16 protein-coding genes are annotated in these 18,647 nt (G+C 39.8%); 2 read left to right on the top strand and 14 right to left on the bottom strand.

Going from position 1 to position 18,647, the window contains the following annotated elements; genetic code table 11:
* The first annotated feature begins 31 nt into the window (after window positions 1-31).
* Window positions 32-607: a hypothetical protein gene (locus G3O08_RS00970; protein WP_163282789.1), complete on the top strand. Its 576-nt coding sequence runs from the start codon at window positions 32-34 to the stop codon at window positions 605-607.
* On the opposite strand, the gene G3O08_RS00975 is transcribed toward G3O08_RS00970, so the two are convergent.
* From G3O08_RS00975 to G3O08_RS01035, 13 genes are all read right to left on the bottom strand, one after another.
* Window positions 608-2,014, bottom strand: coding sequence for a DASH family cryptochrome (locus tag G3O08_RS00975; protein ID WP_163282790.1), 1,407 nt, complete (start codon window positions 2,012-2,014; stop codon window positions 608-610).
* 1 nt (window position 2,015) lies between these two features.
* Window positions 2,016-2,150 (bottom strand): DUF2256 domain-containing protein, encoded by a 135-nt coding sequence (locus G3O08_RS00980; protein ID WP_163282791.1) that lies wholly within the window; start codon window positions 2,148-2,150, stop codon window positions 2,016-2,018.
* Between the two features lie 83 nt (window positions 2,151-2,233).
* Entirely contained in the window at window positions 2,234-3,385 is a 1,152-nt protein-coding gene (locus tag G3O08_RS00985; protein WP_163282792.1) for a fasciclin domain-containing protein, read from the bottom strand.
* Between the two features lie 1,340 nt (window positions 3,386-4,725).
* Complete coding sequence (locus tag G3O08_RS00990; protein ID WP_163282793.1) at window positions 4,726-6,030, bottom strand: cryptochrome/photolyase family protein; 1,305 nt, start codon at window positions 6,028-6,030, stop codon at window positions 4,726-4,728.
* Between the two features lie 12 nt (window positions 6,031-6,042).
* Window positions 6,043-6,744, bottom strand: coding sequence for an SDR family NAD(P)-dependent oxidoreductase (locus G3O08_RS00995; RefSeq protein WP_163282794.1), 702 nt, complete (start codon window positions 6,742-6,744; stop codon window positions 6,043-6,045).
* Window positions 6,741-6,917, bottom strand: coding sequence for a Lacal_2735 family protein (locus tag G3O08_RS01000; RefSeq protein WP_163282795.1), 177 nt, complete (start codon window positions 6,915-6,917; stop codon window positions 6,741-6,743). The genes G3O08_RS00995 and G3O08_RS01000 overlap by 4 nt, the downstream gene beginning before the upstream one ends.
* Before the next feature lie 2 nt (window positions 6,918-6,919).
* Window positions 6,920-7,600 carry a GTP cyclohydrolase I FolE gene (gene folE, locus G3O08_RS01005; protein ID WP_163282796.1) on the bottom strand — a complete coding sequence of 227 codons (681 nt, stop codon included), beginning with the start codon at window positions 7,598-7,600 and terminating at the stop codon, window positions 6,920-6,922.
* Complete coding sequence (locus G3O08_RS01010; protein WP_163282797.1) at window positions 7,563-7,970, bottom strand: 6-pyruvoyl trahydropterin synthase family protein; 408 nt, start codon at window positions 7,968-7,970, stop codon at window positions 7,563-7,565. Before G3O08_RS01010 ends, folE begins: the two co-directional genes overlap by 38 nt.
* Window positions 7,971-8,012: 42 nt before the next feature.
* The gene (idi, locus tag G3O08_RS01015; protein ID WP_163282798.1) at window positions 8,013-8,543 is read right to left on the bottom strand and encodes an isopentenyl-diphosphate Delta-isomerase; all 531 of its coding nucleotides are present in this window, start codon (window positions 8,541-8,543) and stop codon (window positions 8,013-8,015) included.
* 5 nt (window positions 8,544-8,548) lie between these two features.
* Window positions 8,549-9,385: a phytoene/squalene synthase family protein gene (locus G3O08_RS01020; protein WP_163282799.1), complete on the bottom strand. Its 837-nt coding sequence runs from the start codon at window positions 9,383-9,385 to the stop codon at window positions 8,549-8,551.
* Entirely contained in the window at window positions 9,382-10,860 is a 1,479-nt protein-coding gene (locus tag G3O08_RS01025; protein WP_163282800.1) for a phytoene desaturase family protein, read from the bottom strand. Before G3O08_RS01025 ends, G3O08_RS01020 begins: the two co-directional genes overlap by 4 nt.
* A gap of 22 nt (window positions 10,861-10,882) precedes the next feature.
* Window positions 10,883-11,392, bottom strand: a complete 510-nt coding sequence (locus G3O08_RS01030; RefSeq protein WP_163282801.1) for a sigma-70 family RNA polymerase sigma factor — start codon at window positions 11,390-11,392, stop codon at window positions 10,883-10,885.
* Window positions 11,393-11,556: 164 nt separating this feature from the next.
* Window positions 11,557-12,450, bottom strand: a complete 894-nt coding sequence (locus G3O08_RS01035) for a MerR family transcriptional regulator (protein WP_163282802.1) — start codon at window positions 12,448-12,450, stop codon at window positions 11,557-11,559.
* Between the two features lie 117 nt (window positions 12,451-12,567).
* On the opposite strand from G3O08_RS01035, the gene uvrC reads away from it, so the two are divergent.
* Entirely contained in the window at window positions 12,568-14,364 is a 1,797-nt protein-coding gene (gene uvrC, locus G3O08_RS01040; RefSeq protein ID WP_163282803.1) for an excinuclease ABC subunit UvrC, read from the top strand.
* Between the two features lie 526 nt (window positions 14,365-14,890).
* Here uvrC and G3O08_RS01045 read toward each other — a convergent pair.
* The gene (locus G3O08_RS01045) at window positions 14,891-18,583 is read right to left on the bottom strand and encodes a T9SS type A sorting domain-containing protein (RefSeq protein ID WP_163282804.1); all 3,693 of its coding nucleotides are present in this window, start codon (window positions 18,581-18,583) and stop codon (window positions 14,891-14,893) included.
* Window positions 18,584-18,647 lie beyond the last annotated feature (64 nt).

The following is an 18,647-nucleotide window of genomic DNA, read 5'->3' on the forward strand; positions in this document are numbered from 1 at the left end:
ATATACTCTGATTAATAAACAAGGTGTTTTATTGATTGTTTATTACGCAATGGGTAAAAATAAGTTGATAGTTTGGTTTTCAGCATGGCTTGCATTCATGATTTTAGTTGTTTTTCTTACCCAGCCGGATTCTCGGCCGTCTAAATTTGACGAGGTAAGTTTCCAAACAACCGAGTCTGCAGAACTCTACTTTCGAAACGTACGGTCTTTTTATTACAACTTTCGTGAGGAGGGTGGGGGCGCTTTTGATGCCTATCGCTTCTCTGCGCTTTATGAAGATACGCTGTCATTCGGCGTTCGATTTGTAATCTATAACAGCTGGCGGCAAAATATGGCCTTTGTGCGGGTTGATACGAATTATACAAAGTTTGCTGCCACTGATTATTTGGTTTCCGCTTCCGCGAATGGGGACATAGATTCAATTCGCCCACCAGATCAATACAACGAATCTCATTACGATTTTGCAAAAAATGTTTTTCTCGCTGCCCGAGCGAAAAATCGGATTGGGATTCCCCAAAAAACGGATACCTTGTGGGTGTCGGAATCTGATATGGCAAATATTCGACAAACATTACGCGATTATTTTAAATTGATTGGGAAAATCTGATTACCAAGTAGGGGAAATAAAGATGGGATGCGTGTATATGGAATTTTCCAACTTATTGATTATCCTTTTATCAGCACTCAATTTCCAAGGTTCGTGAACATCCTCCTCGATAAGGCCTTTCAGTTCTGGAAGCCAGCGCTTTACAAACTCACCAATTGGGTCGTATCTTTTCGCCTGACTTATCACATTAAAATGTCTGTTTGGCCTCGGGTCATTGCCCACACCAGCCAGGTAAGCCCAGTTTCCCCAATTACTCGCCATATCGTAATCAATTAAGCGCTGCTCAAAGTAGGCAGCACCTTCACGCCAATCTTGCTTTAAATCGTCCACAAAAAATCCGGCAACATTTTGTCGTCCCCTATTGCTCATAAAACCTGTCTCGTTTAGCTCGCGCATATTTGCATCAATAAATGGAATCCCGGTCTTTCCCTGTTTCCAAGCTTCCGCTTTTGCAGTATCTGGTTTTACATCGGGCTTTCTTTCATTTGTTCCTGCTTTCGCAAATAGCTTTTTACCGTATTTAAAGGCTACAAACTTGAAGAAATCACGCCACAGCAATTCAAATATAAGCCAGTATGTCGCGTCATTTGCTTCTATTTCATTTTCAAATTTTTTGATTTCGCAATAAATCTTTCGTGGTGACACACAACCTTGTGCGAGGTATGGAGAAAATTTAGATGAGTAATTCTCTCCCAATAACTGATTTCGGGTTTGCTTGTAATCCAAAATATGATGTGATTCCCAAAGATAATTCTCAATGCGTTTTGAACCGGCTGATTCACCTCCTTCAAAGGTAAAAGTGGTGAATTCTGATTGTGGAACTTCCTCAAACCCAAGTTGAGCCAAAGTGGGAATTTCGCCATTAAGCCCTTCACAAAGTACAATATCTTCTGGTGTCTTAATTACATCGCGGACATACCATTGCTTCTCAATTATTTTACGAAAATCAGTAAAAACATGGGGTAGATCATTTAGCTTGAATGGCAAATCGTTTATATGAACCAGTGTTTGATTCCACGAGTATATTATTTTGACCTCTACGGGCAAATTATGCTCCAAGGACTCTTCAAATTTGATCTCTTCGGGCCCTATTTCCTTATGAAGATAAATGGATGAAGGGTGATAATCGTCAATTATTTTTAAAAGTTCGTCAAGTGGTTTTCCAATTAAGACATGCAGCTTTCCACCTGCATTTACAAACGATTGATTTAAATCACTCAATGCTTCTAAAATGAACTTCAGCCGATGGTAACCCAATCTATTAGAACTGAAAGCCTCTCCCTTAAGCCACTCTCTATCAAAAATATATACCGGTATAATTTCATTAAAATTTTCAGCGGCTTTCCTCATCGGTTCGTGATCTTCAAACCTCAAATCATTTCTGAATAGTACAATGGCTCTGCGCATATTAATTCATTTTATTCAGCCTACATTTTTGGCTACAATATTTTACGGTGTCCCAATTCTTCTCCCATTTTTTACGCCATGAAAATGGTCTCTTACAAACAGGACAAGTTTTAAGAGGCAATTCTGATTTTTTCATAAAACGAAGTCTCCTAAAAAACGCCGCACCCCAACAAGGGTGCAGCGCTTTTCTAACCACCTATTCAAACAAAAAGATTTAATTTATTTTACAACTTGTAATTTGCTTGTAGCTTGCTTATTACCTACAGTGATATTAACCATGTAAATTCCAGACTGAAGTTTGCTCACATCAAGTGTTTGCAAGCTTTGGCCAGCGCTGAGTTTTCCAAGACTTTGTGAGAAAACTACTTTACCGGTTATATCTAAAACGTCGATCGTTACATTTTCGCTTTGAGCCATGTCCAATGCTATCGAAAATTTATCTATTGCCGGATTTGGAAATATTTCAAGTGAATTTAGTGATGGGATTTCGTCCACACTCAGCGTTGTTGGAACCAAGACTGCATCTATAACATGTACAACCCCATTTATGGTAACAATATCTGCGACGGTAACAGTTGCACCGTTGATCATTACCGTAGATCCATCTATTGTAACAGTGACATCCTCACCAAATAAGGTAGGAACCATGGCGCCAGTTGAAAGATTAGATGACAAAGCAATTGACCCAACAGCGTGGTATAACAACACGTCGGTAAGTAATCCTTGTGGATCTGCCAATAATGCGCTTAAAGTAGCAGGGTCAACAGCAGCAAAGGCAGCATCTGTCGGGGCCAAGAGCGTAAAAGTACCCGCGCCTGACAATGTTCCATCAAGACCAGCTAAATCTATCGCTGTTTCAAGCGTTGTGTGGTCTGGGCTGTTTACAACAACATCATAAATCGTAGTGGTTTGCGGAACAAGTACCGCATCAATTACATGAACAATTCCGTTGTCGGCTATAATATCTGCCACAGTAACCATCGCACCATTTACCATCACATTCCCACCAGAAATGGTAACAGTGACATCCTGACCATTTGCTGTTGCCACCATCAGGCCATCTGATAAAGCCGACGACGGTGCTGCACCGGCAACCACGTGGTAGAGGAGCACATCGGTCAATACCCCGAATGGGTCTGTTAGTAATGCTTCCACCAATCCGTCCGGTAGGTTAGCAAAGGCTGCATCGGTAGGTGCAAAAAGGGTGTATTCATCTGTACCGTCAAGCACTGATGTAAGTTCTGCAGCGCCAAGTGCTGCTTCAAGTGTATTGTGGTCTGGACTATCCGCCACAATATCTGCAATTGTCTGCGCATTTACACCTAAACTTAGTGTAGTAGCTGCTAAAACTGAAAGTAGAAACTTTTTCATAATTTCCTATTCTTGGGTTAAGATTTTTGAATCAGAAAGGGAACATGATAAAACCTATTTTGTTTAATGTTTTGTCTTTTTTATTAAACATTTTGAATTGATTTACCTCTGTGTATTGAAGTACGTAGTTGATTATAATATTAATACGAATTTGTTAAAAAAAGCCAAGCGTTAGATTGAGACACTAATACTTCTAATGACGGGCATATAGAAAACAATAAATAAATGAGGCTTTAACCTATATTTTTTAGGCAGTTTGGAGATGAAATCATGCATTATTCATACGTTGCTACAATTATTAACCTATGCCGTACATCACTTCCACCCCTTCGTTTTGGCCGCACTTTCTTTTCGGCATTAAATAGGTGTCTTTATAAGTCTAGAAATGCGTAGATCTGGCAGATAAAAAATTAGATAGAGTCTGTCAATACACTCAAGTGGCTGGATCATGAAGTTCAATAGCAAGGCGCACGCAGCATTGAACACTTAGCGAAGCGGTCTCCTATGTTTGTATTCAATCAAAATATGCCTTTGCTTAGATTGATTTAGGTGAGGTATATTTGACGACAATAAAGTGAAAAAGGATGAGAGCGAAGAAGCGGCCAAACAGCTCTTGAAGTATGTTCTTTGTGAGATAATGCCTCATCCTTTTTTATCTCTTAGAGTTTGAACAGAATGTAAGGAATAATGCATGTCGTTATATCCAGAATATCCAATTAGGAGAAAAGACGTAAGGGGGATTTTTCACTTTAGAATTATTTATTATTCATCCATTAATCATTTCTAAAAGAAAACAGTACTTAGACAAGTAGTAGGTATAGACGTGGCTCAAGATGAGTTAGTTACTACCTCACAACCGCAGGGCGTAATCAAGAAGTTCCGCTGGGGCGGGATGCGATGTGCTGAGCGGTGGTTATCAAGCGTAGCCGAGATGAGTCTAAGTGACTGTCATGCCGAAATGGCTTGATCTTCGATTTTCAAGACAAGGCTTCAGACCAAGCCAACGGCATGGTGCTACGCCGGTATAGGACTTTATGGACAGATACTAGATAAACGGCTGTTGACTTAAGAGCAAAGCACGAACAGATGAATGTTTTGAATTAACTGAAATCACTTACAATAAATGATTAATCATCCAACAAAAGGCTTTTGGATTTTGCTGGCAAAATACGTGTAGAAGATTTATAGGTGATGGAAGAATCAATTAAAGAAGCTCGCGAAAAAATAGATAAAGATATATGGAAATCGTCTTTTGTATACAAACCTAAGTAATGCTCTTTTCAAGAGGAGTCGAAAATAATGAAAGAAATAGCGGCTTATAAAATGTTTGTGCCTTGCTCTTAATTCAAAGCCTTTTTATAAGTATCCAAAGCTCTTTCCCGTGCAGCTTTATGCTCAACCATCGGCTCAGGATACTTATTTGTATCAAGTTCAGGAATCCATTCTTTTATAAACTTATTATCCGGATCGAATTTTTTTGTTTGAAGGTAGGGATTGAAAATTCGGAAATAGGGCGCCGCATCTACTCCGCTTCCTGCCGCCCACTGCCAGCCGCCATTGTTTGATGCTAAATCGAAATCAAGTAATTTTTGTGCAAAGTAAGCCTCACCCCAGCGCCAGTCGATAAGGAGATGCTTGGTGAGAAAACTCGCCGTAACCATTCGCAGCCTGTTGTGCATAAAGCCGGTTGCATTGAGCTGTCGCATTCCGGCATCAACAATTGGGTAACCGGTCATTCCATCGCACCATTTCTTAAAATCTGTTTCGGCATCGCGCCAGGGAATACGATCGTACTTTTCTTTAAATGCATTTTCCACTCTGTCTGGGAAATGCCAGATTATTATCTGATAAAAATTCCGCCAAATCAATTCATTGAGCCAGGTTTTATTGTGCTTCTGCGCTATCCGCGAAAGCGCACGAATGCTTACCGTACCAAAACGCAAGTGGAGACTTAAATGAGATGTCGCATCTTTTGCCGGATAATCCCGAAGCTTGTCATATTGTTTTACTTTTTCGACATCTACCTCGCGTGAAGGATATGAAAATTCAAAACTCTTAAAACCCATTGATTTAAGCGAAGGCATCTTCTTAGCTTCAAACTTATGGAAATTTTTCTGGTGCTTTTCGGTGTCGTATGATTGTAAATCAGCGTTTTCCACCTTTTCCAGCCACTTTTTGCTGTACGGGGTATAAACCACATAAGGGTCTCCATCATCTTTTACGACTTGTGCACGATCAAAAATTACCTGATCTTTAAATGCGCGAAATGGAATCTTTTTTTCTTCGAGGAAATCGTAAATCTTTCTGTCTCGCTCACGGGCATAAGGCTCGTAGTCGCGGTTGGCAAAAACGGCCTGAACATTATAATCGCTTAGCAGTTCCTTCCATATTTTTTCCGGGCTGCCATATCGCACATCGAGATCTGAACCCAAATTTCGCAAATTGGACTTTATCTTTTCCAGTTCTTGATAAATAAACTGAACCCGCGCATCTTTTTTTTCTTCGAGTTTGTCAAGAATTTCTGAATCAAAAATAAAAACGGGAACAACCGGAAATTTTGAATTCAGTGCTTTTGAAAGTCCTGCATTATCAAATAAGCGGAGATCTCGCCTGAACCAAAAAATTGATACCGCCTTTTTCTCCATCGTTTTAAAATTCTAAATATTCTGTATCGTTCCCATTCCACCATCTACTCCTATTACCTGTCCGGTAATCCAATCAGCATCGGCCGAGAGCAAAAAAGCTCCGATAGAAGCAGCATCATTTGGTTTTCCATAACGTTTCAATGGGTGTCGGTCGTTTGACGACTCCTTTTTCTTGTCGGTACTCAAAAGATTTTGCGCAAGTGGCGTATCTGTAAGAGAGAGGGCAAGAGCGTTTACACGAATATCGGGTGCCAGCTCGGCACTAAGTGCGCGGGTAAGACCTTCTATTGCACCCTTGGCCGCAGCCACAGAGGCATGGAATGTAAGTCCTCGCTGGGCGGCCACCGAGCTAAAAAGCAAAATCGAACCGCCATTTCCCTTTTTAAGGGCAGGCAAAGCGGCCTGAATGGTATTTACAGCACCGATTAAATTTACGTCAAAATCCTTCTTAAAATCTTCGGGCTTTAACCGTTTAAAGGGTTTTAAATTAATGGTCCCAGCACAATAAGCCACACCATCCAGTTCCTCGGGCAGGAAAGACCAATCAGTATCTGAATCAACAGCATCGAGATCATTTACAACCAAATTTGAATCCTCCTCCAAATTGGCTTTCGCGTTTCTAGAGGCTACATGCACTTTGTGCCCTTTTTCTAAAAGAATCTCTGTAAGCCTTTTACCGATTCCTGTTGCACCGCCAATGACTAAATAGTTCATTTTCCTGATTTTTCAAGTTCTTCAATTTGCTTAATTACCTCTTCTGCCTCGGCACGCACCTTGTCAGACTTTGCCCGATCAATGGTAGAAAGCCGATGAGACTCCTCAAGTAATTTTTTATATTGCTTTTCAAGTTTTGCTTTGGGGTTACTTTTCCCGAATAGTCCAAACATAATTATAGGTGTTTTAAAAATTCATTTCTATCGTTCTGATTTCTAAACCGTCCGTGGTAAGAACTTGTTACAGTGCTGCTCGCTTCATCTTCTACACCGCGCAGTGATACACATTTATGGCTGGCATCAATTACTACCGCCACATCATCCGTTCTCAATACACGCTTTAATTCTTCGGCAATTTGAATGCTCAATCTCTCTTGTACTTGTGGACGCTTGCCAAAGTATTGAACGATTCGGTTCATCTTTGAGAGACCGATTACATATCCATTTGAAATATAACCAATATGCACCACCCCTTCAATAGGCACAAAATGGTGCTCGCACATAGATTTTAAGGTGATATTTTTTTGAACCAGCATTTGGTTGTAGCCAAATTTATTTTCAAAAAGTGTAGCCGCCGGTTTATTTTCAGGATTTAAACCACTAAAAATTTCCTTCACGTACATTTTTGCAACACGGGCGGGTGTACCTTTTAGCGAGTCGTCAGTTAAGTCGAGGCCAAGAGTATCCATTATTTCACGAAAGTGGTGAGAAATACGTTCCATCTTATCTTCATCGCTTAGCGCGAATGCATCTGCTCTCATTGGAGTTTCGGCATTGGTAAAGATATGTTCGTCAGTATCAGAATTCACTACTTTGAGTTCATCCTTCATATTCGACAAAGTTCCGTTCAGTTTCATATAATGTTACTTTGAGTTTAAAATCGGTATTGATGCGCTTGCGCAATAAGTCCCAGATTACAACAGCAATGTTTTCTGCAGTGGGGTTTAGGTTTTTAAATTCAGCTGTGTCCAGATTCAAATTTTTATGATCAAATCTATCTACCACTTCTTCATTAATAATATCATTTAACACCTTCATATCCATCACGTAACCTGTGTCAGGATCAATCGATCCAAGCACGGTCGATATTAAAACATAGTTGTGTCCATGATAATTTGGAAGATTACATTTCCCAAATATTTCATCGTTCTTTTCACTACTCCAATTGGGGTTATTCAGCCTGTGAGCCGCATTAAAATGCGCTCTTCTGGAAACAGAAACTTTCATAATTAATTCTTTAAACTATTTGATAGACTTAATAGCGATAGGTTACGCCGTCATCATCTTTTTATAATGTCCATGCACCTTATCCAGCACCAGTTTGAACCAGGGAGTAAAATTGCTTTCATCTTTTGCGATTTCCGCTTTAATTTTTTCATAAGAGCTGTACTTCCAAGCTTGAATTTCCTCAGGATTCGGATTTGGCTCCTCGTTATATTCACCGAAATAAACATGATCTACCTCGTTTTCAACTAAACCATTATCAAAATCTGCCCGGTATGCAAAGTCAAATACTTTCTCGACTTGGGAATAAATGCCCATTTCCTGAAAGAGTTTTCTTTGCAAGGCTTCTTCCATTTCCTCGTCGGGACGAGGGTGCGAACAGCAGGTGTTGCTCCACAATCCGGGAGTATGATATTTTTCATCGGCACGTTGCTGAATCAAAAATTCACCCTCTTTATTAAACAGGAATATTGAAAAAGCACGGTGCATCAATCCTTTTTGGTGTGCTTCAAGCTTTTCACAAGTTCCGGTTTTGCGATCGTTCTCATCTACCAGAATAACATATTCTTTCTCCATGACCATTATAATAAATTGAAGCTATGGCGTACATAACTTCCAAAAAGAAGAGCAAATTTTCTTCTATCGCTAATGCGTACTCTTCTACTCAATATATCATGGGTATGCTGATTCTTTATTTTTCTAAATAACTTGTAGTAATAAACATAAGCTACAAAAACACCAAATCGGGCATCTTTAGGCAGCTGCTTAATACCTTCATAACCCATTTGAAAATCCTTTTCAATGTCGGCCTCTATTTCTTTTTTTACGTCTTCGCTAAAAGCGTTTAAATCCACTCCGGGAAAGTAAGTCCTGCCCAAGTTTTTATAATCAGCATGGAGATCGCGTAAAAAATTAATCTTCTGAAATGCCGATCCCAGCTTCATCGCAAACGGCTTAAGTGTTTCATATTTTTCAGCATCTCCCCGCAAAAACACACGCAGGCACATAAGGCCAACTACTTCTGCAGATCCCAGGATATATTTTTCATATTCTTCGGGCGTATATTCGCTTTGGAATAAATCCATCCGCATACTTTCCAAAAATGTCTCAATACATTCACGATCGATACCGTATTTGTTTACCGCTTTTTGAAAACTCTGCAAAATGGGGTTTAAACTTATTCCATTGTCAATGGCGTGGCAGGTGTCTTCTTTGAATTTCTCCAACAAAATTCCCTTATCAAATCCATGAAAGGTGTCAACGATTTCATCTGCAAAACGCACAAACCCGTAAACGGAGTAAATAGGGTCGCGCATGTCTTTTGCCAGAAAACGAATTCCAAGTGAAAAAGACGTGCTATACGCTTTTGTGGTAAGGCGGCTACATCTAATCGAAACATTTTCGTATAAGTCCATCATAAGGCGTAATTTTTTTGCACTTCACGCGCCACAATTCTTCCGGAAATTAGTGAAGGAGGTACTCCCGGACCTGGCACCGTTAATTGACCTGTATAATACAAATTATTTACTTTTTTACTCTTTAACTTCGGTTTTAAAACAGCTGTTTGGCGTAAAGTGTTCGCAAGCCCGTATGCATTTCCTTTAAACGAATTGTACTCATTAATGAAATCACTGCAGGCAAAGTTGCGTTTATAAACGATATGTTCGCGCACATTTTGACATGTAAGCCGCTCTAAACGTTCAATTACCATATCAAAATATTCCTCTTGAATAGCTTCTGTCTCTATCAAACCTGGAGCAGTTGGGATTAGAATGAACAGATTTTCGCAACCATCTGGTGCAACGGAATTATCCGTTTTGGAAGTTGCAGAAACATAAAACAAAGGTTTCTGCGGCCACTTTGGATCGTCGTATATCTCCTCCGCATGACGATTAAAATCGGCGTCAAAAAATAAGTTGTGATGCTCAAGGCCCACAAGCTTTTTGTCGATCCCCAGAAAATAGATTAAGCTCGACGGCGCCATAGTGCGGGTATCCCAGTATGATTCAGAGTAGTTACGATATTTGGGCTTCAGCAGTTTTGAATCGGTGTGGTGATAATCTGCAGAAGAAACTACAACATCTGCTTCATGCAATATGTCATTAACAACAATTCCGAGTGCCACACCATTTTCTACGCGAATAGAAGTAACGGGGGAATTAGTGTGAAATTTTACCCCCAGTTCATTTGCCAATGACACCATTCCATCTATAATTTTTATCATCCCCCCTTTGGGATACCAGGTACCGAGCATAATGTCCGCATAGTTCATCATACTATACATGGCCGGCGTTTTGGAAGGTTTGGCACCTAAAAACAAAACTGGAAATTCGAGAAGTTCTAATAAATATTTATTGGAAAAGTATTTTCTAACATGCTTTGAAAGGGGGGTAAGCAATTGAAGACGCATAGCTCCTGAAATAACGCGCCAATCCATAAATTCAGTTATGCTTTGACCCGGTTTGTAAACCATGTCGCGCATACCAACTTCGTACTTGTACTTGGCTTCGTTGAGAAATTTTTTTAATCCGGAGCTACTTCCTTCTTCATATTTGTCAAAGAGATTACAAAGTTCATCAAAAGAGGCTGGGATATCCATTCGGTGATTTTCATCAAAGAACACTGAATAGGAAGGATCTAAGCGAATAAGATCGTAATAATCGGAAACCTGCTTTCCGAAATGGGCGAAATAAGATTCAAAAACATCGGGCATCCAGTACCAACTGGGACCCATATCGAACGTAAACCCATTTGAAGAAAAACTTCTGGCTCGTCCACCTAGCGTGTCGTTTTTTTCAAATACTGAAACGTCATATCCTTCCTTAGCAAGATTTGAGGCAACAGAAAGTCCGGAAAATCCGGACCCTATGACTACAACACTTTTATTCTTCATGTAGGTTTTAACACATCACGCACTATACTCTGTAATCAGAGAGTGATGACATTAGTTTTTTTCTGGCAAGAAAGATGCGACTTTTTATGGTACCAATCGGCAAATCCAGTTTCGCAGCTATTTCTTTATATTTAAATCCATTGTTATACATTTCAAACGGCACTCTGTAGTCTTCTTCCAATCTGTCAACAACTTTAACAATTTGGGCATGAGAGAAAACGCTATCCGGATCAGCAAAACCTTTACCCGTGGAAGCCGAATTTATGAAATACTGTTCATCTGTTCTGTCGATGATCGTATTCGCACGCATGGCTTTTCGGTAATTATTGATAAAGGTGTTTCTCATTATCGTATAAAGCCAACCTTTCAAATTAGTTTGCGCTTTAAACTTACTGCGATAAGTCAGGGCTTTTAGAAACGTTTCCTGCAATAGGTCGTTTGCCTCTTCTTCATTATTCGTAAAACCATAAGCAAATGATTTAAGGGGTCTCTCGAATGCGATCAATTCTTCGTTAAAGTTGTAAGTGCTCATCTTAAAGTGGCTTTAGTTTTGTTCAACAAATGTATGTATTAGTTAAACAAAGATTGATAAAATTATTGTTAAATCTTCCAATCGATCTTATCCGGGCACCCTTAACACGTCATTATCAACATAATATAAATCGTTGCGTTTTCTTCATTCGAACAAAACGCATTTCATTTCGTTGTTTTATCAGTATTCAGCATTTCGTTAAATGCTTCGGGGCTAAGATTAACATATAGTTGATCGATAGTCGAGCTACTAATATCAAATTCTATGCGGTTTGTAAGAATAACCGGAATATGAGGTAATTCCTCTCCAATACTATTGAGCCTTTTCATAAAATCTTCTTGTAAAAAAGAGCTATGGATTGATGTAACAAGGTAGCTGACAGTAAATTGGCTGGCAGTTGTAACAACGTTTTCTAAGGGCACACTTTGCCCGAGGTACATCACCTTGTGCCCGGCCTTTAGAATAAGATAGTTGTAGAACAATAACCCCAATTCGTGCAATTCCCCTTCTTGTAAGAAGAGTAAAAAGGTTTTGGCACCAGATTTTGCATTGCCACTCAACCCATCAATAGCCACGATAATTTTCTGGCGTATGATGTTTGAGATATAATGTTCCTGAGCGGGATTGATAGAATCTAACTGCCAAAGAAGACCCACCTTTTTGAAAAACGGATATATCACTTTTATAACTGTATCTTCAAATCCCATTCGAATGGTACAATTTGTCAATACAGATTCAAAACGTTTATCGTCAAATTCAATCATCGAAATTAAAAGTGATTCTATTTGAGCTTCTTCACTGGAGTCAGTGGTGCCTACTTCAAGAACCTTTTCAGTTAACTCGTCGCTGCTCAACTTTGCAATTTTGGAAATTTTGATTCCACTTCGGTTTAAAATTGCAATATTTAAAACTTGTTTCAAGTCTTCGCCATCGTAATAACGAATGTTTGTGGCAGTGCGCTTCGGAAATATCAATTCATACCGTTTCTCCCAAATTCGGATAGTATGCGCCTTGATTCCGGATAAACGCTCCAGATCTTTAATCGAATATGTTATCATGCAAATTAAATTATTGAAAGAACGCCACAAACTTACTATTGTTTAGTTTTGATTCCAAACACTTAGACATTCCATTATTTATATTCTTCACTCAAAAAGCCTTTGTAAATTTGTACCATGGACTTATCAGAAAAGATAAAATTACTCCCATCAAATCCGGGTGTTTACCAGTTCAGAGACGAGAATAACAAAATAATCTATATTGGAAAAGCCAAGAGTCTGCGCAACCGCGTACGATCTTATTTTCTCAAAAACGGAGGTCATTCAGGGCGCACACGTGTAATGGTAAAGCGCATTAAGGATTTTAGTTTTATCGTTGTAGAATCTGAACTTGATGCATTGCTGCTTGAAAATAATCTTATCAAGCAGTACCAGCCCCGCTATAATGTAATGCTCAAAGATGATAAGACCTATCCATGGATTTGCATTAAACATGAGCGTTTCCCCCGCATATTCGCCACGCGTACCAAGATAAATGACGGATCTGAATACTTTGGGCCTTATGCGTCTGTGGGAATGATGAAAACTCTGTTGAATCTCATTAGGCAACTCTACAAGATTCGCACATGCAAGTACGATCTAAGTGAAAAAAACATTGCACTTGGAAAATTTAAGGTGTGTCTGGAATACCATATTGGAAACTGTAAGGGGCCATGCGAAGGTTTGCAAAGCCTCGAAGATTATATGCTGCAGATTGCCGACATTAAGGAAATCATTAAAGGAAATATTGGCTCGGTAATCACCATTCTGGAAAACAGAATGAATGCATATTCCGAAAAAATGGAATACGAATCGGCTTTCGAAATCAAGGAGAACATAGATATTCTACACCGATATAAAAGTAAGAGCACTATCGTGAACCCCGCTATTGGCGACGTAGATGTACTCTCAGTAATTTCAGATTTACACAATGGCTACGTAAATTATTTAAAAGTAGTAGATGGTGCTGTAATTCAAAGCCATACCATGGCATATAAGAAAAAGCTCGAAGAATCTGATGCTGATTTACTTCAGCTTGGTATCGCCGAAGTACGTGTGCAGTTTAACGCTCTGGCAAAGGAAATTTTGATTCCTGAGGCGATTGATATGGAGATGGAAAACCACCATTTTACTATTCCCCAGCGTGGCGATAAGAAGAAGCTGCTTGAGCTTTCAACTCGAAATGCGAAGTACTTTATGCTCGATAAGCAAAAGCAGACCCGCTTTGCAGATCCTGAAAAGCATACCGAAAGGATTATGGTACAAATGCAAAAAGACTTGCGCCTATCTGAAAAACCGGCTCATATTGAGTGTTTTGACAACTCAAACTTTCAGGGAACAAATGCCGTAGCGGCATGTGTGGTTTTTCGGGATGGAAAACCAAGCAAAAAAGAATACCGACATTTTAATATCAAAACGGTAGTGGGGCCCGACGATTTTGCCAGTATGAAAGAAGTGGTATTTCGGCGGTATAGAAGAATGATTGACGAAGGGGAATCGCTACCCCAGCTTATAGTTGTTGATGGTGGAAAAGGGCAATTGAGCTCTGCCCTGGAAAGTCTTGATGAACTGGGTATCCGCGGAAAAGTTGCCATAATTGGAATAGCCAAACGGCTTGAAGAGATTTTCTACCCCGGTGATTCTGCTCCTCTCTACATCGACAAAAAGTCGGAAACGCTGAAAATATTGCAAAATGCACGCAACGAAGCACACCGTTTTGGGATAACCCATCACAGAAACAAGCGAAGTAAAAACACTTTTAAAACCGAGCTTACTGACATTCCCGGTATTGGAAAAGGTACGGCAGAAGACTTGCTCAAAAAATTTCAGTCGGTTACGCGCGTGAAAAAAGCAACCCTCGCCGAAATAAGCGAAGCCATTGGCCCGTCAAAAGCACAAGCTGTGCGTACTTGGTTTAATTTGGATAGTAAGTGAGGGGTGAGCTTTTAGCTTCAGGCTTCAAGAGAGCTACAAGCCTTTAGCGGAAAGCTTCAAGATGAGCAATAAGCTTCAGGCTTTGAGAGAGCTACAAGCTTTTAGCTGCAAGCTTCAAGATGAGCAATAAGCTGCAAGCTTCAAGAGAGCGACAAATTGGAAACGGCTGCAGGCTTCAAGCTCTTTGATCAATCCTACCAAAGGAAGTTGTGCGCATGTCACGCTTCGCTTTGGCACATCTTGCAGTCATGCCTGCCGCTTGATTTATGGGCTTGTGGCTTGTAGCTTATAGCTACCAAAAACTTCCAAAACCAAAAGCGCACCGGAAACTCCCGATGCGCTTTTGTAATTTAAGATTGAGTCCACTCCGATAAGTAAGTTGTCTTAGAATTCACTATTTGGAGTGTTTAGGAATTCACTGATTTTCAACAGGTTCCCCTTTAGGGGTTAGGGGCGAAAAAGGTGAAAATCATGGAATTCTGGGTTGTCGGAGTGGACTCAAGATTGGTAAACTAACTTATTGAGTTTATTTCATACTGATTATTTTACCGGTTTCAACTTCTGTATTATTCATGTAGAGTTTATAGATGACAATACCCGTGGGTAAATCTGCGCTTTGTACAGTGAGGTTAATCTGTTTTTCAGCAATTTGTGTTTCAAACACTTTTTTACCTAGAAGATCGTAAAACACGATACGGTTATCATTCCCTTCAAATTGATAAGCAGATAAATCGAATGTGGTGTATGTTTTAAACGGATTTGGGTGTACCACAAGTTTATTTTTTGTGTTGTCGTCAACCAATTCTTTATCCGTTTTATTGCTTTTACCTTCTTCTGAACTGCTTAATTCAGGTAATGGGAAATAGGGATTGTAGATTGCTTCATTTTCAATATACAAACTATTCAGTGCAGCAATATTTGAGGCTGACGCGAAGAATTCGCCGGCAAACCATTCCGGAATATCGCTTGGTAATTCTTCTCCAACCATCGACGGCAGCGCCGCTTCAGCCATATCTGTAACGCCATAAGCATTGCTCTGACCAATCCATTCCTGGTTTCCGGATGCAAGAAGCGCAGAAGCAAAACGCTGAATATTTCTAGGCTCATAGGTAGAAAGCAAAAGCTCCATTTCTTCTTTTGAAATGGCTCCTGTAGTATCAGCCATATAAAAACTGGAAATCTCATGCCAGAATTCATCGTTCTCTCTACGAATCTGTTTGAATTCTGCTCCATTATCTGAATCTTCAGTGGTTTCTGAACTGCTAGAATTGAGCGCCGCCATTTGTTCTGCATATTCTGTTGCTTGTGCAGATACAGATGCGTAAGAAGGCATAGTGCTCTGAATACCCGGTGGCAGATCAATTCCGGGTGGTAAACCTGATTTTTCCACAGGGCAAGAATTTGATGAATAGGTTTGATTTAAACATTCAGATATTTGATAATGAGAGGTATTCCACACCAGAGGCTCTAATTTAGGAGGAGCTCCAGCTAATTTATGGTGAGAGTAAACAATATTGTCGGTAGAACCGATTGTGGCCTGAAGGTCTTTGTGATTGCTGTACGAACCACCTAACTGACTACTCCAGCTAAATAAATTACCGGCAGCAGTGCCACCATTGCACAATCCTTGATTATCACTCATCCCGCCATCGAGATAAATATCTGCTGCCGTGATGGGTTTTTTGAATTCATTACACACCCAGTGCAAGCCGATATCGTGATCATTGGGATCTACATTGGTATTGGCAGCATAGCCTGCGAGATACAGTTTAGAAAAAGTGTTTTTGTAAATTTCATTTTCCTCCTCACCTGAATCTGACACAGTTACTCCAATATTGAAATACATTTGAGAACCGGGCGTGGTAAAGTTATTATTTTGAACATAGTAACCTGTAGAACCAATTAAATAGAGCCCACCTGCAAAATGTGCTCTTTCTACATTAAATTCGTTATCAAGCACCAACGCATTTGTAAAACCGCTTAACTGAGCCCCATAATAGGTATCGTTAAATATATTATAGTTGCAATAGAGTGTACGCGTCGTGGTTCCATCGTTAAGTCCGTAAATGCCATATTGCAGCCCATTAAATTCTGACCTCGTTAAGGCGCTGCCAGAACACGGGAAACCGGTACAGTTATACCCGATGTCCACCCGCGAATTTGATATTTTTACGCCTATCCCACGTTTCGTTGGGTTTGATCCAAGCGTAGTATTTTCGTTGGCATATACATTACCCAATAGATAAATACCACTAGACTCGTTAATTACCACATGAGCATTTGGAAAATAATCTTCAAGCCAATCTTCAGTTGTAGCAAAAGAAGTTCGCTCAACACGACTTAAATTATAGATTTCCGTACTTCCGCTAGTGCGGTAATAGGGATCAAACTTAACTCCGGTTATATTGTCTTTCAGAAAACTGTCTTTAATGGTTATTTTACCACCCCCATAATCAGCAAAATCTTTATGCCCAACATGAATTCCTGTCAATGCATACTCTATCATTGAGCCGGTGGACATTGTAAAAGTAGCCTGATTGGCCGTTGATTGTGAATGATCTGATGCCAGACCCTCCACACGCACTCCCTGCCAAACTTTCAGTGTATCGCATCCTTTATCTGGATCATAGCAGCCATATTTATTGCGCGAACATCTAAAATCGGCAGTAAAAACAGCTCTATTTTTCATGTGAAGCCGTGCGCCCGGACTTCCACCACTGCCGCGCTCAACAATAACGCGGGCATCAGGGCCAAACTTAAAAATCATATTATCAATTGTTACACTTACACCTGGTTTAATTTTGAGATAATCGCGAATAAAAATGGTATCGCCAGATTCGGCTTGCCAAGGGTTGTTCGCTAAGCCATAAGACCATGTTTCTGAAGTGAAAGCATTATAAATAGTGTCTTTTCCTTCTCCCGCATACGCATACTTTTCACAGCAATCGCAGGAGGCTTTGATCATTGTTTCAGCATAATCTTCATAATCTATCTGGTCAGGAACCAATCGCTTTCGGTCTCCAATAGAAAAGTTACTTATTCCACCATTATTAATAGGGTAGATATTTAGTGAAATAGCCGTGGCGTTCCAATTTCCATCATCTGGGATATTCGGATCCCAAAGTGAACCGATATAATTTTCACTAGCCAAGTTTAGTGTGTAGTTTGCACTATCTCCCGACACCTGTAATTGAGAATATTTAAAATTGGTAATACCCGGATAGTCTATTGGGCTTAGATTTGTAAGCGTTTGTGTTGCAATATCATAAAAGCTAAGTGGGCTCGCGAAGTTGATATTTATCTCATGACTAATATAAAGCCCCCTCCCATCAGGTGTAAACTCCAACCCATGGACCCAAGTAGGCAACTGGCCACCCGTTGAATTATCATTAGGTAGTTCTATAGTTTTACGACTACCGGGAACAAAATTTCCTGTTATAGAATCTAAATCAAAAATCGCAACTTTAATATAACCGTTAATTGTGTTTTCTTGATAAGGTACCGCAATCCGAATTACATTGTTTGCAGTATCTTCGTAGAGTTCTAGTTCGCTTCTGTTGCCCTCATCCAATTCGCTAAATCCAAATTGATATGACCAAGAGCTACCGTATAAGCTATCGCAGGTGAGATGCATGCGATATAAAGACTGGTTACTATTCGTAAAAATTAACCGAGTATTATCCGGTCTTTCTTTAGTCGCTGCAAAGTGGATATTTTTTATTCTAAAATTAGAAACATAGTACCAAGGATCAGTATATACTCCATCTATTCGATGCGCAGTTGTGTATCCGGTTCCAATTGTTTCAAGCTGGTGCATATCATGATTATAGACAGAATAAAAAGGTACACGATCGTTACTCGTCGGTCCAACTAGACCGGCTTGGAAAATGTAATAACGTTCGCAACTACCAGGTTGTGGAACAATCAGCGATTCACTATAGCCTCCTATAGGATTATAAATATCTTGGAAAACTCCATTTTCCAAACCAAACTTGTCATATACGCGATCATCGAGTACATAGAACTTAATTTCTCCATAAGGATCCTGAATACCCGCGTGTACGTAATCAGAAGGCGACGAGTTTGGGAGGTTTTGTGGAAAACTGAATCCTGGATTCCAATACTGATCAGGGAACGTCCAAAAATTGTTTTGTGCCTCCAGTTTCATAAAACCGAAAACAATCAATAATACTGTTAAAAATAAGTAAATCTTCTTCATAATGTAAAGTTTTAAAGGATTTACTTGCGATGCTAAAAAAAAAAAACCAATTTAGCAAGCATTA

The sequence above is a fragment of the Cryomorpha ignava genome, from assembly GCF_010686655.1.
Taxonomy (GTDB): Bacteria; Bacteroidota; Bacteroidia; order Flavobacteriales_D; family Cryomorphaceae; genus Cryomorpha; species Cryomorpha ignava.

Bases quoted from the DNA above. Each gene is read 5' to 3' on its own strand.
- G3O08_RS00980 (WP_163282791.1), bottom strand. From the start codon at position 2,150: ATGAAAAAATCAGAATTGCCTCTTAAAACTTGTCCTGTTTGTAAGAGA.
- idi (WP_163282798.1), bottom strand. From the start codon at position 8,543: ATGGAGAAAGAATATGTTATTCTGGTAGATGAGAACGATCGCAAAACC.
- uvrC (WP_163282803.1), top strand. From the start codon at position 12,568: ATGGACTTATCAGAAAAGATAAAATTACTCCCATCAAATCCGGGTGTT.
- G3O08_RS00975 (WP_163282790.1), bottom strand. From the start codon at position 2,014: ATGCGCAGAGCCATTGTACTATTCAGAAATGATTTGAGGTTTGAAGAT.
- G3O08_RS01020 (WP_163282799.1), bottom strand. From the start codon at position 9,385: ATGATGGACTTATACGAAAATGTTTCGATTAGATGTAGCCGCCTTACC.
- folE (WP_163282796.1), bottom strand. From the start codon at position 7,600: ATGAAACTGAACGGAACTTTGTCGAATATGAAGGATGAACTCAAAGTA.
- G3O08_RS01035 (WP_163282802.1), bottom strand. From the start codon at position 12,450: ATGATAACATATTCGATTAAAGATCTGGAGCGTTTATCCGGAATCAAG.
- G3O08_RS01000 (WP_163282795.1), bottom strand. From the start codon at position 6,917: ATGTTTGGACTATTCGGGAAAAGTAACCCCAAAGCAAAACTTGAAAAG.
- G3O08_RS01025 (WP_163282800.1), bottom strand. From the start codon at position 10,860: ATGAAGAATAAAAGTGTTGTAGTCATAGGGTCCGGATTTTCCGGACTT.
- G3O08_RS00990 (WP_163282793.1), bottom strand. From the start codon at position 6,030: ATGGAGAAAAAGGCGGTATCAATTTTTTGGTTCAGGCGAGATCTCCGC.
- G3O08_RS01010 (WP_163282797.1), bottom strand. From the start codon at position 7,970: ATGAAAGTTTCTGTTTCCAGAAGAGCGCATTTTAATGCGGCTCACAGG.
- G3O08_RS01030 (WP_163282801.1), bottom strand. From the start codon at position 11,392: ATGAGCACTTACAACTTTAACGAAGAATTGATCGCATTCGAGAGACCC.
- G3O08_RS00995 (WP_163282794.1), bottom strand. From the start codon at position 6,744: ATGAACTATTTAGTCATTGGCGGTGCAACAGGAATCGGTAAAAGGCTT.
- G3O08_RS00985 (WP_163282792.1), bottom strand. From the start codon at position 3,385: ATGAAAAAGTTTCTACTTTCAGTTTTAGCAGCTACTACACTAAGTTTA.
- G3O08_RS01045 (WP_163282804.1), bottom strand. From the start codon at position 18,583: ATGAAGAAGATTTACTTATTTTTAACAGTATTATTGATTGTTTTCGGT.